Annotated in this window: 14 protein-coding genes; 6 read left to right on the top strand and 8 right to left on the bottom strand. The window is 40.2% G+C overall.

Annotated features, from left to right (window positions below; all coding sequences use genetic code 11):
• Positions 1-15: 15 nt before the first annotated feature.
• Together MN869_RS09235 and MN869_RS09230 are read right to left on the bottom strand one after the other, a co-directional pair.
• A complete protein-coding gene (locus tag MN869_RS09235) occupies positions 16-465 on the bottom strand; it encodes a hypothetical protein (RefSeq protein WP_004802536.1) in 450 nt (149 codons plus the stop codon).
• A 159-nt stretch (positions 466-624) separates the two neighbouring features.
• Entirely contained in the window at positions 625-987 is a 363-nt protein-coding gene (locus tag MN869_RS09230) for a helix-turn-helix domain-containing protein (RefSeq protein WP_005315203.1), read from the bottom strand.
• A 99-nt stretch (positions 988-1,086) separates the two neighbouring features.
• Here MN869_RS09230 and MN869_RS09225 point away from each other — a divergent pair, with 99 nt between their 5' ends.
• A complete protein-coding gene (locus MN869_RS09225; RefSeq protein ID WP_241304866.1) occupies positions 1,087-2,097 on the top strand; it encodes a zinc-binding alcohol dehydrogenase family protein in 1,011 nt (336 codons plus the stop codon).
• A 58-nt stretch (positions 2,098-2,155) separates the two neighbouring features.
• Here the strand turns inward: MN869_RS09225 and MN869_RS09220 are convergent, their stop codons facing one another.
• Complete coding sequence (locus MN869_RS09220; RefSeq protein WP_004656007.1) at positions 2,156-2,401, bottom strand: SlyX family protein; 246 nt, start codon at positions 2,399-2,401, stop codon at positions 2,156-2,158.
• Between the two features lie 32 nt (positions 2,402-2,433).
• Between MN869_RS09220 and MN869_RS09215 the strand changes: the two genes are divergently transcribed.
• Entirely contained in the window at positions 2,434-4,326 is a 1,893-nt protein-coding gene (locus MN869_RS09215) for an ATP-binding cassette domain-containing protein (protein ID WP_241304865.1), read from the top strand.
• 96 nt (positions 4,327-4,422) lie between these two features.
• On the opposite strand, the gene MN869_RS09210 is transcribed toward MN869_RS09215, so the two are convergent.
• From MN869_RS09210 to fae, 4 genes are all read right to left on the bottom strand, one after another.
• Entirely contained in the window at positions 4,423-5,784 is a 1,362-nt protein-coding gene (locus MN869_RS09210) for an MFS transporter (RefSeq protein ID WP_171550451.1), read from the bottom strand.
• A gap of 125 nt (positions 5,785-5,909) precedes the next feature.
• On the bottom strand, positions 5,910-7,349 hold the full coding sequence (locus MN869_RS09205) for an NAD-dependent succinate-semialdehyde dehydrogenase (protein WP_241287010.1): 1,440 nt from the start codon (positions 7,347-7,349) through the stop codon (positions 5,910-5,912).
• Positions 7,350-7,353: 4 nt separating this feature from the next.
• Positions 7,354-8,382, bottom strand: a complete 1,029-nt coding sequence (locus MN869_RS09200) for an aldo/keto reductase (RefSeq protein WP_005200296.1) — start codon at positions 8,380-8,382, stop codon at positions 7,354-7,356.
• Between the two features lie 11 nt (positions 8,383-8,393).
• Positions 8,394-8,909, bottom strand: coding sequence for a formaldehyde-activating enzyme (fae, locus tag MN869_RS09195; protein WP_241287009.1), 516 nt, complete (start codon positions 8,907-8,909; stop codon positions 8,394-8,396).
• A gap of 228 nt (positions 8,910-9,137) precedes the next feature.
• Here fae and MN869_RS09190 point away from each other — a divergent pair, with 228 nt between their 5' ends.
• The 3 genes from MN869_RS09190 (at position 9,138) to MN869_RS09180 (ending at position 12,506) form a co-directional block, all read left to right on the top strand.
• Entirely contained in the window at positions 9,138-10,313 is a 1,176-nt protein-coding gene (locus MN869_RS09190) for a hypothetical protein (RefSeq protein WP_241304862.1), read from the top strand.
• A gap of 186 nt (positions 10,314-10,499) precedes the next feature.
• The gene (locus tag MN869_RS09185) at positions 10,500-11,384 is read left to right on the top strand and encodes a LysR family transcriptional regulator (RefSeq protein ID WP_004802518.1); all 885 of its coding nucleotides are present in this window, start codon (positions 10,500-10,502) and stop codon (positions 11,382-11,384) included.
• Positions 11,385-11,570: 186 nt separating this feature from the next.
• On the top strand, positions 11,571-12,506 hold the full coding sequence (locus tag MN869_RS09180; RefSeq protein ID WP_241304860.1) for a lauroyl acyltransferase: 936 nt from the start codon (positions 11,571-11,573) through the stop codon (positions 12,504-12,506).
• Between the two features lie 59 nt (positions 12,507-12,565).
• Here MN869_RS09180 and MN869_RS09175 read toward each other — a convergent pair whose 3' ends face one another.
• Entirely contained in the window at positions 12,566-14,137 is a 1,572-nt protein-coding gene (locus MN869_RS09175; protein ID WP_241304858.1) for a PT dipeptide repeat lipoprotein, read from the bottom strand.
• Positions 14,138-14,272: 135 nt separating this feature from the next.
• Between MN869_RS09175 and MN869_RS09170 the strand changes: the two genes are divergently transcribed.
• The gene (locus tag MN869_RS09170) at positions 14,273-15,514 is read left to right on the top strand and encodes a cupin-like domain-containing protein (protein WP_243307241.1); all 1,242 of its coding nucleotides are present in this window, start codon (positions 14,273-14,275) and stop codon (positions 15,512-15,514) included.
• The last annotated feature ends 20 nt before the right edge of the window (positions 15,515-15,534 follow it).

The following is a 15,534-nucleotide window of genomic DNA, read 5'->3' as shown; positions in this document are numbered from 1 at the left end:
TGATCAATCAGAGAGTTAGCGCTGTGCTAAATCATGTAAATAAGCTTTTATCTGTTCAAGCTGTGTGGCTCTTAGGTCAGTTTCTTCATCCCAATACAGTCCGACACAGTTTGCCTGCATATCAATAGCATAAACTCCTTTTAATGCAATGGTTAAATCATTAAATTTCTGATCCCCTTGCACAACCTGAAGCTTGCCATCCACCACCCGTGCACGCATTAACGCTAAGCGAGCATCTGGAATCAGCACACTATAATAAGCCACCATACTGGCACGTTTTTCCGATGCCATTGGAATCTTGGTCCATTCTGGCGCAACGATTAAACGCGGATGCAATCCCATTTTGCGCGCCTGATCACGCATCATACCCAATGCCTTTTCTCGTGGACTGACACGCAAGCCAAAAATCGAGCCAAGTACAAACAGTACAATCGCAACCGTGATCCAAATTCCAATATTACTCATAAAGTAGCCCAAAACTTTCTTTTATTAGCGTTACATAAGTTGAATCAAAAAGGCAAGTTTCAACGTAAAAAATAATCTTGTATTCAACTGCACCCTTTAAAGCATCCCTTTTTCAGACGATCAAAAGCCTAAATACCCAATGCTTTTAACGCGCTTACTTTATTCGATCAGGGTTAATTTTCCGAATTGATCAAGATGTACATCACCCCAATTCTTTAATGCAACAATAATCTGTTCCAGACTACGACCTAAATCAGTTAAACAATATTCAACTTTTGGAGGAACTTGCGGATAGACCTCTCGATGCAGAATGCCATCTTGTTCTAATTCGCGTAGCTGATTGGTCAGCATTCTCTGGGTAATACTCGGTACGCGCTTACGAATTTCATTAAATCGTAAGGTACCTTCATTAAATAAATGCCAGAGAATGACACATTTCCATTTTCCATCAATCAAACTGATGGCGGCTTCGACGGAACAGCCTGGAGAACAATCAAAACTCGAATGCCGCATTTTTGCCATTTTACAGTATCCTTTTTGACACTATGAGCGTTATTTGTCTGTAGTCACTAAAATCAAGCTTAAGTTATGCTGAGATTCCAATCAAGTGGAAGCAAAACCATGAAAGCTGTGGCATATCAAAAGGCAGGTGCAATTACTTTAGAAGATGCGCTTGTAGACATTGAGATCGACTCACCTATTGCACATGGACATGATTTACTCGTTCGTGTGCAAGCTGTTTCTGTCAATCCAGTCGATACCAAAATTCGGAACAATAAAAGTGCAGAAGATCAGCAATGGAAAATTCTGGGCTGGGATGCAGTGGGTATCGTTGAGGCGATTGGCGAACACGTCACTCAGTTCAAAATTGGTGACCACGTCTGGTATGCAGGTGCACTCAACCGACAAGGCAGCAATAGTGAATTACAATTGGTTGACGAGCGTATTGTCGGACATAAACCTAAGTCACTCGATGCTAGCGAAGCAGCAGCACTACCTTTAACCGCCATTACCGCATGGGAAATGCTGTTTGATCGATTACAAGTTCCTCGAGCAGCGGCTGAAAATACTTCGATCCTTGTCATTGGCGGTGCTGGTGGAGTGGGTTCAATCACCATTCAATTGCTCAAACAATTAACCAATCTAACCGTCATCAGTACTGCATCTCGACCAGAAACGTCTGAATGGGTAAAACAGTTGGGTGCTGATTATATCCTAGACCATCGCCAAGCTTTAGCCCCACAAATTCAGCAACTCGGCTTAAATGCCCCTTTATATGTATTTTCAACCACGCAAACCGATCAGCATCTCGCTGATATTGCAGAACTGATCGCAGCACAAGGCCATTTCGGTTTAATTGATGACCCTGAGCAACTCGACATTAAGCTCTTTAAATCAAAGTCTGTTTCGGTTCACTGGGAGTTTATGTTCACGCGCTCTATGTACCAGACTGAAGATATGATCCAACAGAGCCAACTTTTGAATCAAGTTGCAAGCTTAGTTGATGAGGGAAAAATTAAAACCACAGTGAGTCAGGTACTTTCGCCAATCAATGCCGAAAACCTAAAACATGTACATCAACAAATCGAAAGTGGCACGACCAAAGGAAAAATTGTCCTGCATGGTTTCTAAATGCAATTATGCAACCTAGATCTTGCAGTCATGCCACTCAGCATTGCTGCAAGATTTATTAATAATGCGGTGGTTTATCATTTATCGGATCAAAAGCTGCAATTCCTTCCGATAAATCTGAAGATTCAACCCGACGATATAAAAATTGCATTTGTTTTTTTAAATCAGCAATTTCCTGCGTTTGAATTGCGAGTTGCTGATTCAATTGTTCAACTAAATCATCTAAAAATGCAATTCGGACTTGCAAATCTTCAATGGGTGCGGAGAATGACGCGTGATTATCAAAATTTTGTGGTTTAGTCATTTCAGACCTCATCTGAACTTTTAGGAAACATTATGGCCTATATTACTTTAAGGGATGTCCATCTCGCATTTGGCGGACCTGCCTTACTCGACGGCGCGAACTTCAACCTAGAACGTGGCGAGCGAGTCTGTTTAATTGGTCGTAATGGAGAAGGTAAGTCTACTTTATTAAAACTGATTGAGGGAAGCTTGTTACCGGATAACGGTGAAGTTTCAATTCAAAATGGTTTAACTGTTTCAATGTTAGCCCAAGACGTCCCAATGGACTCAGGCAAAGTTGCTGACATTGTTGCCGATGGTGCAGGCGAAGCATCTATTGTATTGAAAGAATACCATGAAGCCAGTGATGCCTGCGTATTGGGTGATATGGAAGCTTGCGACCGCATGGGCATGCTACAGCACAAACTGGATCAGTTGGATGGTTGGGCATTAGAAAACAAGGTCAACTCGATTCTCAGTAAAATGGGACTTGATCCTAATGCAGATCTAGCGGATTTATCGGGTGGTCGTAAACGTCGTGTGTTATTGGCACGTGCTCTACTCACTCAACCTGATGTATTGTTACTGGACGAACCTACCAACCATTTAGATGTTGAAAGTATCGAATGGTTAGAAAAGTTTTTATTGGATCAAAATAACCTGACCCTGCTGTTTATTTCGCATGACCGTTCATTTGTTGACAGCATTGCGACCCGTATTGTTGAGCTTGATCGTGGTATTTTGCGTAGCTACGAAGGTAACTATTCTCGCTATCTCGATCTCAAAGCACAACAAATGGAAGCAGAAGAAAAACAAAATGCTTTATTTGATAAAAAGTTAGCTGAAGAAGAAGCTTGGATTCGTCAAGGCATTAAAGCACGCCGTACTCGTAACGAAGGTCGTGTCCGTGCGTTGCAAGACTTACGAGAACAATCTAAAGCACGTCGTTCGCAACAAGGCAAAGTCAGTATGGCAACGCAAGAAGCCAATCGCTCTGGTAAGCTGGTATTTGAAATTGAAAATCTCAGTGTCAGCTATGGCCAACAACCACTGATCAAAGATTTCTCTGCTATCGTACTACGTGGTGACCGTATTGGTTTAGTTGGCGATAACGGTGTGGGTAAAACCACCTTGATTAAAGCGATTTTAGGTGAGATTGAACACAGTGGTTCTGTGAAAACCGGTACTCAACTCGAAGTTGCTTATTTTGACCAATTGCGTAATGCCCTAGATCTTGAAAAAACCGTCATGGCCAACGTTTCAGAAGGTTCTGATTTTGTTGATGTGAATGGTAACCGTCGTCATATCTATAGTTATTTACAAGACTTTTTATTCTCACCAGAACGTGCGCGTACCCCAGTTAAAGCCCTATCTGGTGGTGAGAGAAACCGTATCTTATTGGCAAAATTATTGCTCAAACCATCGAATTTAATCGTGATGGATGAGCCAACCAATGACTTGGATATGGTGACACTTGAGCTGCTTGAGGAAATGCTATCTGACTATAAAGGTACTTTGCTGTTGATCTCGCATGACCGTGCCTTTATGGACAATGTCGTGACGTCGACATGGGTATTCGATGGCAAAGGTAACATTGATGAATACATCGGTGGCTATCAAGACTATTTGGAACAGCGCCCAGATCAAAAGGTCGTTGATCAGAAAAGTGATGTAAAAAAAGCGCAAGCCAAAGCAGAAGCGGCCGCAGCACCTAAAAAGGTAAAACTCAGTTATAAAGACCAGCGAGAGCTTGAACAACTGCCTGCTGAGATTGAAAAACTGGAAACTGAACAATCAGAATTATCAGAAAAATTAGCTGATGGTTCTTGGTTTGTCAGTGATGCCAATGCCGCAACTGCAGCCAGCCAACGCCTAGCTGAAATTGAAGAAGTATTGCTAGAAAAATTGGAACGCTGGGACATTTTAGAAAATATGTCTAAAGGCTAAAAGCTCCGCATGCATTGATTAAAGGCTCCTGATGGAGCCTTTTTCTTTTTAATATCATCTGAAGCCACTTCAAAAATCTAATCAGATAGACTGTACTTATGGTAGCTCTTTTGAAGCCGCATAAGCCTTTATTTCATCAACTTCAGATGCCTCGACCAAAGATAGATTTTTAGTTTCTGGGGCCCATAAAATCGAAATAATGGTTCCAAAAACCAGAATACATACCAGTAATAACATCGTGGCAGTCATCCCGATCTGTAACAGACTGATTGGAAGAATAAAAGTACTTGCTGCAGAACCAAATCGGCTCACTGCTGTGGCGATCCCAATACCACTAGAACGAACCTCAGTCGGAAAACTTTCTGCGGGGAAAACACCAACTAAATTACTGACTGCAGATAAAATCATCGTAAATGCGGCAAACAAGAGTACCAATGCCCAGTTCAATGTTTCAGGCAATATGGTAATCAACAGTAAGCTGACCGAGAGCAATACGAAGGAATAGATTAAGAAACCGCGACGGGAAAATTTATAAGTACAGTAAATACCGATTACTGCGCCGAGTAGCAGCATCAAATTTAAGATGGTTTCTGTAGTGAAATCATTGGATAACTTCATCAATTCTAGAATCATCGGCAAAAAGGTATAAATTGCAAAATACGGCATCACAATACAGGTGAAAAAGATGCAGTTGAACAAAGTCCGTTTCAGGTATTTTTGACTAAACAATAATTTAATACTGGAAAAATTATTTTGCTGTGCCAACTGATCTGTTTCACTCTCAATCGTTACATTTGCTCCAAAATATTTTTGAACAATCGCCCGAGCCTCATCTTTACGTCCATGTTGCATCAACCACCGTGGGGATTCTGGTGTTCCAATTCGTGCAATTAAAATAATTGCCGCAGGGATTGCTGTTGAGGCGAGTAAATAACGCCATGTATCAGGCCCAAGATCTAAATCAATCACGAACTTGGCAATGAACGTTGCCAGTACATAACCAAATGTCCACACCACACTAAATGAGCCTAAAATTGCACCTCGACTTTGTTTAGGTAAAAACTCCGCCAACAATGCATGCCCGACGGTATAGTCCCCTCCCAGCCCAATTCCCATGAGTACGCGGCAGAGAAACAGTTCTAAAGGTGTAGAAGCATAGAACTGGGCAATCGAACCAATCAGGACCAAAATGAAGCTAATACAAAAGATCTTCTGTCGACCTAATTTATCTGAAATAAATCCAAAAAATAAACTTCCTACAAATAGACCTATCAGAACAGCACTTCCGATTGCACCCTGCCAAAAGGAATCCAGCTGCATCAGAGGAGTAATTAAAGTGAAAACCATCCCAATCAAACCAATGATATAACCATCAGTTAAATGTGCACCGAAAGTCAAAGCCGTTATTTTGAAATGAAATTTGTTCAATGGCACATTATCAATATTTACGGTATTCATATACGCTCCCATTCCATGGAGTAAAATTGAATATTTCTTCTATCCAAAAAACTTAAAAAAGTAATGACGACACCTCATCGATAGACCTCAGATCAGTTCCTTTGAGATCTATCCTCGTCCGTCAATTAAGCAAGGCCACCGAGCAAGATGTACTTAATGTTTTGATACTCGTCTAAGCCATATTTCGACCCTTCACGACCAAAACCGGACTCTTTCACGCCACCAAAAGGTGCTACTGCCGTCGAAATAATACCCTCATTGATTCCCACCATTCCGACTTGCAATTGATCTGCAACCCACCACGTTCTCTTTAGATCTTTGGTATAGAAATATGCAGACAGCCCATATTGGGTGTTGTTTGCCAGTGCAATCGCTTCCTGATCCGAAGCGAAGGAAAAACATGCTGCGACAGGCCCAAAGGTTTCCTCATGCGCGACTAGCATTTTGTCATTGGCATGCTTAATGATCGTAGGTTCATAAAAGAGCCCACCCAACTGATGCGCTTTACCACCCGTCACAATTGAACCACCCTTTGCTAAGGCATCATCAATGTGACGCTGCACTTTTGCCATCGCAGCCTGATTAATTAATGGCCCTTGCGTTACACCCTCTACAAAACCATGACCAACTTTGAGTTTCTGAACCTCTGCCGTGAGAAGTTCAACAAATGATTCATAGACCTTTTCATGAATATAAAATCGGTTGACACAAACACAGGTCTGCCCAGTATTTCTATATTTTGATGCCATTGCACCCTCAACCGCCGCCTCTAAATCAGCATCTTCGAACACAATAAAAGGGGCATTTCCACCAAGTTCAAATGAGGTTTTCTTTAAAGTATCCGCAGCTTGACGCATTAATAATTTGCCCGTCGCAGTAGACCCCGTAAAACTGATTTTTTTCACTTTCTCTGAGTGCTGTAAAGTTGCGCCAATCTCCTGCGCATTCCCAGAAACAACATTAAATACCCCTGCAGGCACACCCGCTTGCTCTGCCAGAACTGCAAGTGCAAAAGCTGACAGAGGTGTTTCTTCCGAAGGTTTTAAAATCATAGTGCAGCCCGCAGCCAAGGCTGGGGCAACTTTACGTGTCACCATTGCTAATGGAAAATTCCAAGGGGTAATCGCGGCAACGACACCAACAGGCTCCTTGGTGACCATGATTTTTGTTTGCGCTTTAAATGTAGGGATAATATCGCCGTAGTTACGTTTCGCTTCCTCAGCAAACCACTCAAAGAAACTGGCAGCATAGACCACCTCACCTAAAGCCTCAGCTAAAGGCTTACCTTGTTCCTCCACAAGAATCTCTGCCAATTGCTGCCGATACTCCAGCATCAATTCACCCCAGCGTTTCAAGACTTGTGTTCGCTCAGCGGCAAGTGTTTTTTTCCATGTTTCTAAAGCATGATCAGCTGCCACAATTGCATGTTCTGTTTCTTCAGCACCGCATTTTAGAACCTGACTCACTTCTTGCGCATTTGCTGGATTAAAAACAGGATAAGTATTGGCTTGACCTGCCAACCACTGACCATTGATAAAACTAGTATTTTTCTTTAAATTTAACATCTTATTACACCCCTACATCTACAAAACAGCCTTTAGCCTCACGAGCAATGCGCGAAATACGCTTCTCACTGGTATAATCATTAATCAGATCGCAAGGGGTATAATTACGATCAATTTCATATAATTCATCGTCGTTGAATTGGGTCTCTAGGGCTTGAATTGCAGTTTTAAATTGATCTACATTATCAGCGCCGACCAACATACTGTGAATGCCAGGGCGCTGCAGTACCCAAGCCTGTGCAACCTGTGCCATTGTTAAATTTTTATTTTGGGCCACTTTGTTCACCGATTTTACAATTTCAAAACTCACAGCGTCGTTATACATCTGCTGGGTAAAGAAATCGGTGGTATTTCGGGTTGAACTCATTTCACCACTTAAAATGCCACGGGCTAATGGGCTGAATACTGAAACGCCAATCCCTTGATCAATACAGAAAGGAATCATTTCCCGTTCTTCTTCCCGATAAGCACAGTTCAGTTGCAACTGCATATTGATTGGTTTGACAAAACCATTGCGCTCACATGAGATCAAAATTTTTGCCAACTGCCCAACGGTCATGGTAGACACACCAAAATAACGTGCTTTTCCAGACTTGATAATTTCATTCATTGCAGCAAGCGTTTCATCTACTGGGCTATCGACATCAAAAAAGTGCAGCATATAAATGTCGACATAATCCGTACCAATGCGTTTTAAAGATTGATCGATACTACTGAGGATATTCTTTCTAGAATGTCCTGTTTGATTGATGCCTCCACCTGTTCCATAGCCAACTTTTGTGGTGATGACCACCTCATCACGATTGACCAGTTTATGAATAATTCCACCAACAACTTCTTCGCCTTTTCCTGCCGAATAAAAATCAGCAAGGTCAATAAAATTGACCCCTGAATCCAGTGCATATTTAATAATTGGAGCACTTTGCTCAGCATTAAAAATCCAGGGTTTCCAAGAAGATGAACCCATATTCATGGTGCCTAAACATAGGCGCGAAACTTTTAAACCTGAATTTCCTAAATTGATATATTCCATGGTCTTCAACCTTAGTGTTTAGGGGTATAAAATGGGTTTTTGATTTGTTTGAGTGCGACTAAATCATTCTTTAGCGGTAAATAATTCAATGCTGCATGAATTGCCCGAACACAAGCGTTGTAATTATTGTGATACACCTCATCCAAATCATTACAACTCGGATTAACCCAATTCGCGGTGACAATGGCCCACTCATTTTCAGCCTCAGGAGGAAATATCCCAGACGAGAGTGCTTCATTGATCGCCTTAGCAATACCCGCTTGTGATGCCCCCCAAGTCGCATTTGCATGCAAATCCCCTTGAATTTCCGCTTTATTGACATACAAAGTCATTGGTTTCACGGGGATATTGGGTTGAGCAATCACCATAAATGGACAATGACCTTGAGATGGTGAAGACAGACTATTTGCAAAAGCCTGTCCGACAGGACCACCACGTGGACCAATTAAAATATTGATATGTGATGCATTGACCCCCTCACCTTCAAATCCCTCACCGATATAAACCGCAGCAGTTAACTTATCCATGTACTTTCCTTGATCGAATAAACTGCGATTACCATCCCTCTTTTTAAATAAAAATAAAATGCAAATTAATTCACAGTACTATTAAAAAATCTAATATTAAAAAAACTCACACTACTGTGAATTAAATTCATAGCAATTGTTAAATTTTCATTATAAATAAAACCTCAAATATGTTTTATTAACCAAAAACAAGGGAATTAAAATTAAATTTATTTTCAAGGATGAATAATGTTAAAAATAAAATCAGCACCAATTAAAACTCTACTTTTCATAGGTAGTTTAGTAATAAGTCAAACCATTTATTCTGGAATAAAACTTGGCGAACCAACTTCAAGTTTAGGTCAATTAAATGTGGGTGGTGCAATCCGAGGTAAATATGTCTATGACCATGACGCCAACCCGAGTAGTAGTAAATTTTCTTTTAGTGATGCGATCTTAGCGCTCAACTATGAGTCTGCAACGCTTATTGGCGGGCTAGATTACCGTCTATATGAATATTATGGTCATATCGGTGATGCAAGCTGGTTAACTGATGCTTGGCTTGGCTATAAAATCAATCCAAACAATAAAATCATTGCAGGTTTAAACCCAGTCCCATTTGGATTAGATCGTTATTGGGGAAATACCTTTTTTCTTGGCATTGCCAATGTGATAGGTCTTGAAGATGTACACAATATTGGGATTAACTATCAATTAAAAACTAATAAAAATCAATTGTCTTTAGCTTTCTATCCAATTGATGGCGGCAATTTTAGAGGGCATTCAAAAGATGCACGGCGCTTCAGTATTAATATGGTCAATGCAGATGATTATGTTGAGAATGGAACCAATACCCAAGAAAAAAACATGATCATTGCCCGTTATGCATACTCTTCAAACTATGCTGACCTCAACTATCAACTTGGTACATCGGTCTGGTACTCAGACATCGAAAACAAAAATTATTCCAGCATAGGATCACGTCAAGTATGGTCTATTTTTGCTGATTTTAATTATCAAAGCTGGAATAGCAAATTATTATTTGGTCATCAAGACATTGATAATAAAGACCACTTGAGTCCTGATCATATTAGCTTGGGCGGATTTGACTATTCTTATAACTCAGCAACGAAAGGAGACTTTTTTTCAACTGAGTTTAGCTATTTATTTCCACATCATTTTGAATATGCACAATCCATTCGCCCTTATCTCAATATCAGTGGTTATATCAAAAAAAATCATAGTAATACTGATAGTTACAGAGTTATTCCAGGTATTGCATTTAAAATTAAAGACTTTACCATTCAAGCAGAACATTTAATCGGAAAGTATGATCCCTACCTTGGTGATCAAAATGGTTTAGCACAAGGATCAAATAAGAACTGGAATCAAAAAACATATATTTCACTTGCTTATTATTTTTAACCAACCAATAGAATATTCCTTATTTAAATTATAAAAATTATTTTTATAGTTAAAGCACATCATCCAAAATATACGCTATGCTAGACTTAGTACAATGGATTGTGATGAAGATTACCCGTTAAATCAGGAAACATGGCTTTAATCTTCATCTTATAAATATCAAGGATATGATAAAAGGACGTATGGATGCGACAATTACCTCCCATGAACGCTTTACGCATCTTTGAAGAGGTGGTTAAGCATTTAAATTTCTCTCATGCAGCACAATCTCTCTGTCTGACGCATGGGGCTGTCAGCAGACAAATCAAATTACTAGAAGAATATTTAGGCGTTCAGCTTTTTCTGAGATCACCCAAAGGAATCGAACTCACCTCTCATGGTCTCGAGTTCGCAAATGATATGCAGATTGTGTTTGATCAAATTGAAGCATCCACACTCAAATTTAGAGCAAAAAACATCCGCACAAAACTCAATATTGAGGCCCCACCAACATGGTGTAATCGAATTCTCTCCCCAAATTTAAAAAACTTTTTGCTTACCAACAAAGACTATTCATTTACAGTGAACTATACTCAAGATGCTGAAAACACTGAGGTTGCTGTAGATACTGATATTCGTATTCGATTTGGCCTCTCACCGGCCCACCATTGTCAAAGCAGCTTATTATTAAAAGAAGACTATGTAATGGTCGCCAGCCCACAACTATTTAAAGATGAACTTGCTCCCAATCTTCAAGACTATCCTCTTATCCATGTGTTATATAACCGTAAAAGACTAGATACATGGCAAATCTGGTTAAAACAAAACCATTATATAGATTTAAGCGATTCACATTGTGCAATCGAATTTTCAACAACAGAACAAGTGATTCAAGCTGCTGTTGCTGGTTATGGTATCGCGATTATCGATAAACCTATGATTCGGAATGAACTCAATATAGGTACACTAAAAACGATGATAGATACTGATATCCAAAGCAAGTATGGTTATTGGATCGATATTCCCTTTAACAAAGCGACTCTTCCAAAAGTTCAAACCTTCAAATTTTGGTTGGAAACCTTATTAACCTAATCTCTTTGCTGGGCATGTTAGCAAGGCCTATTTCAGTATCTTGTTTCAATATATGAACGTATAGATGTTCTTTTTGTGTCGCAAGAGACACTAAAACAGCTTTAGTTTTATTTTACATTTAAAGTTGCCAAACTCACTTCATGTTACACTGCTCTGAAATTCAACGTTATTCTCTTTACTAAGTTTATGAGTCAAAATCAGTCTTATATCCCTGGCGAATTTCAATGGAAATTTCTATTACCCAAATACTGGAAAATTTGGATCGCCATTCTCTTTCTTATGCTATTGGCCATTCTCCCATGGGCTATTCAATGGCGCTTGGCACAAGGTCTAGCCGCTTTATGCTGGCGCGTGCTCAAATCACGACGTAAAACCACACTTCGGAATTTAGAGTTGTGTTTTCCAGAGTGGTCTCCTGCCGAGGTTGAAGCACAAGCCAAACAAGTTTTCGTGGATATGATGCTTGGTGTATTTGAAACCCTCAATGCTTGGTACTGCCCCAAATGGTTTAAAGGCCGCCATAGTATTGAAGGCTTAGAACATATCACCGATGCAAAAGCACAAGGTAAAGGCGTGTTATTACTCGGCACCCACAGCACCTTATTAGATGCAGGCGGTTATATCTGTTCTCAATATTTTGAACCCGATGTGGTGTATCGCCCACAAAACAATCCGCTGTTGGATATGCTGATTTATCGCTGTCGTGCCACCATTTATCAACATCAAATCGATCACGATGATATGCGTGGTTTGATCCGTCGACTCAAAGATGGTGGTGCAATCTGGTATAGTCCTGATCAAGATTTTGGTTTAAAACAAGGCGTGATGGCTCCTTTCTTTGGTGTTCCAGCGGCAACCGTGACTGCTCATCGTCGTTTACTCAAAATTTCGAAAGCGGTTGCAATCCCCTTATATTTCTATCGTTATGGCGATGTTCGCAATCCAAAATATAAAGTACTGATTGAGCCAGTTGTGGACAATATGCCAAGCGAAGATGAAGTCGATGATGCGATTCGCGTGAATAAAATTATTGAAGCTCAACTCCGTATCGCACCTACGCAATGGATGTGGTTCCACCGTCGTTTTAAAACCCGTGCTGAAGGTTACGACAAAATTTATTAAGCTAAAAAAGCCGCCTCATTAAAGAATGAAGCGGCTTTTTCTAAAACAATAACAACAATTTAGTTCGGGAAAATCACACCGGCATTTAAATCAAAATAAGTTGGGGTATTGCTATACACCGAACCCAATTTAACATTAATGAACCAACCCAAGTTACCTTGATCTTGTAAACGGTTTTGAATCTCGCTCGGTAAGTCCAATTTATAAATCGCATCTTCTTTAAAGACTTTAGATTCAATATTGGCTGTGCTTTCACTATCACGTTCAAATAAATAACCCTTGGTATTAAAGAACCCAATCGCATTGTCTTTATCAATTAAGTGATAACCTTCAGCCGCTTGTTGTTTCAGTAATAAATCAAGCTTGGTTGGATTGTCATCATAGAATCCAGCTTCTGTTTTTGGCATTTCGAAATAACGATAGTTATAAGTACCATTATGGGTACTGCTGTTAACACAAGTTGGGATGTAATACATGTCATCCTTAGTGCCATTGGTTGTGAAGTCTTCACCCGCAAAGATTAATTTACAACCTTGTGCGCCGAGCTCATTGAATGCAGCGAGAATACTTGCTCTGGTTTTATTGGTTAAGAAACGATTGTCATAAGTATAGGTTGCGGGTTTCTTATCATTTTTCACAAATAAATATTTATAAGTATTGCTTGGATCCTCTCTCAAGAACGACTTATAAATAAAGCCAGACTGACCTTGTTTTTTCATTTCAGCTAATTTGAGCACATATCTATTTGCAATCACATTGGTGGTGATGTCAGCAATTTTATAGCTATAGGTATCGGTTGAAGCATTATTTTTAACATATAAGTTTTTAGGTTCAGGGAAATCGCTATTGGCTTTTTTCACATCCAAAGAACTGCCCGCTAAGGCAAAACCTTGACTCCCCTGCTCATTGGCTTGCGCCAAGAAATTGGCCCAAGACGCTTGATTATCGAGTAGACGATAACTTGCTGTTGCTTTACTCACAGTCGGTTTTAATAAGCTATAGCCTTCGACATTGGTACGGGTATAACAAGTGACAACTTTAGATGGATCGACTGAATCCATATAAGTTTGAATATCTTTGATATTCACTGTTTCACTCACTGCACACATGCCATCACCTTTAAAGGCATAAGCTGAAGCAATTCCATTTGGTCGATAGCGATCACTATATTTCACTCGATTTGCCGTGGTTGTACCGCTGGTTTCAGTCGCTGCAATCTCGCTAATCAGTGCATCATCCGATGCAACATCGTAATTTTTAATGACTGCACCAGTACAATCCTCTTTTTCAAATTGACGGGTTTCAATGGTAAAGCGAACGCTGTTTTCGGACGCTTTATGTACTGTTAAATTGGTTCGTGCTCCCTTATGACAGAATCCACCCAACCATGAACCCACAAAACGATCAGCCACGACTGGCGTTGGTGTAGGAGTCGGAGTGGGTGTTGGAGTCGGGGTAGGTGTTGGGGTCGGGGTAGGCGTTGGAGTCGGGGTCGGTGTTGGGGTTGGGGTCGGTGTTGGGGTTGGTGTAGGCGTTGGGGTCGGTGTTGAATCTGAATCATTATCAGATCCACAGCCCACCAAGATTGCGCAAGTTACGCTAAGTGCTAGTTGAGTCCATATATTTTTCATTGCATCACCCTCTGTGTGATTTTTTCACATATTTGTGTATGTGAAAATTTAACACTTTTATGCTTGAGTGCAAATATGTTTATGCGTAAATTAATAACGAAAGGTAAAATCATTTCTTATTGATGGTTCGAAGGTATGGATGCTCAAGAAAACTTAGCAAGACAATTCAGTGCTTTACCGAACGAATGGCAGGCATGGTTAGAGGAAAATTTAGAGCGCGGTTGTGCTCCCATTGATTTAGCCAATATTCTGTTGCGTGAAGGTTTAATTGACCTAAATAAAGATTTTTCTGCTCCGATATACGCTGAAGAGCAACACTACCGAGAACTTGAACAGGCAGCAGCCACAAAACAAACCCAACTCAGCAGTACATTTACACCAGAACAAAAAAAATGGTTGGCTCAGATGCTACTGGATGGTTTAAGCAAAGCTGAGATTTATCAGTCATTGATGAAGCAAGGATTGAATGAAAACGATATTGCATTCGAATGGGTACAGTTAAAGCAACATCCTTATTTTCAAATCGCCGAAGAGCAGCACTTCCTGCTCAAAAAACGTAATTGGCTGCTGCATACTTTAGATCGTTTTGCCCGTTTAAATCCTGAATATCAGCAGATTAAGCGAATTTCAAAACCTGATTTTGCAGATTTTATCCAACAGTATTACAGCCGGAACTTACCTGTGATTTTGACTGATGCTATTCAGCATTGGCCTGCTTTACACAAATGGTCACCACAATATTTCAAACAGGCTGTCGGTACACAAGAAATTGAAGTTCAGTTCAATCGTGAACAAGACCCTTTATTTGAACGTAACTCGATTCAACATAAAACCAAAATGCGGATGAGTGATTTTGTTGATTTAATCGAACAAACCCCGCATTCCAATAATTTTTATATGACAGCGAACAATGCCAAAGCTAGCCAATCCAGTCTGGCTGCATTGTTTCAAGATATTGATCATTTTCATGGCTATACGGATCACGCCCAAGTGTATGATCGTAGCTTCATCTGGTTTGGTCCTAAAGGTGCCTTTACTCCCTTACATCATGATTTGACCAATAACTTTTTAGTACAAATTTATGGGCGGAAAAAAGTCACCCTGATTCCTGCAATGCAAACGCCACATCTCTATAATGATGTCGCCGTATTTAGTAAAATTGCCGATCCCCATCGTCCTGATATAGTGAAATCATTTCCAGATTTTGCTCATAGCAGCAAAATCGAATGTATCCTGAATGAGGGCGAGGCCTTATTCATTCCGCTAGGCTGGTGGCATTGTGTCGAAAGTTTAGACATTTCTATGAGTGTTTCCTTTACTCATTTCAATATCGACAATGCAGGCGCTGAATCCTTTCCTTCACTAAGCGGGCATTAAAAATTGTGTCAGCCAATGAC

Origin of the sequence: Acinetobacter sp. NIPH1876 (assembly GCF_022808535.1) — a bacterium.
GTDB classification, from domain to species: Bacteria; Pseudomonadota; Gammaproteobacteria; order Pseudomonadales; family Moraxellaceae; genus Acinetobacter; species Acinetobacter higginsii.
Note: the sequence above shows the minus strand (reverse complement) of the source record. Positions and strands in the feature narration are given on the sequence as shown.

Coding starts and splice junctions, on each gene's coding strand:
- MN869_RS09235 (WP_004802536.1), bottom strand. CDS start 465: ATGAGTAATATTGGAATTTGGATCACGGTTGCGATTGTACTGTTTGTA.
- MN869_RS09230 (WP_005315203.1), bottom strand. CDS start 987: ATGGCAAAAATGCGGCATTCGAGTTTTGATTGTTCTCCAGGCTGTTCC.
- MN869_RS09225 (WP_241304866.1), top strand. CDS start 1,087: ATGAAAGCTGTGGCATATCAAAAGGCAGGTGCAATTACTTTAGAAGAT.
- MN869_RS09220 (WP_004656007.1), bottom strand. CDS start 2,401: ATGACTAAACCACAAAATTTTGATAATCACGCGTCATTCTCCGCACCC.
- MN869_RS09215 (WP_241304865.1), top strand. CDS start 2,434: ATGGCCTATATTACTTTAAGGGATGTCCATCTCGCATTTGGCGGACCT.
- MN869_RS09210 (WP_171550451.1), bottom strand. CDS start 5,784: ATGAATACCGTAAATATTGATAATGTGCCATTGAACAAATTTCATTTC.
- MN869_RS09205 (WP_241287010.1), bottom strand. CDS start 7,349: ATGTTAAATTTAAAGAAAAATACTAGTTTTATCAATGGTCAGTGGTTG.
- MN869_RS09200 (WP_005200296.1), bottom strand. CDS start 8,382: ATGGAATATATCAATTTAGGAAATTCAGGTTTAAAAGTTTCGCGCCTA.
- fae (WP_241287009.1), bottom strand. CDS start 8,909: ATGGATAAGTTAACTGCTGCGGTTTATATCGGTGAGGGATTTGAAGGT.
- MN869_RS09190 (WP_241304862.1), top strand. CDS start 9,138: ATGTTAAAAATAAAATCAGCACCAATTAAAACTCTACTTTTCATAGGT.
- MN869_RS09185 (WP_004802518.1), top strand. CDS start 10,500: ATGCGACAATTACCTCCCATGAACGCTTTACGCATCTTTGAAGAGGTG.
- MN869_RS09180 (WP_241304860.1), top strand. CDS start 11,571: ATGAGTCAAAATCAGTCTTATATCCCTGGCGAATTTCAATGGAAATTT.
- MN869_RS09175 (WP_241304858.1), bottom strand. CDS start 14,137: ATGAAAAATATATGGACTCAACTAGCACTTAGCGTAACTTGCGCAATC.
- MN869_RS09170 (WP_243307241.1), top strand. CDS start 14,273: ATGGATGCTCAAGAAAACTTAGCAAGACAATTCAGTGCTTTACCGAAC.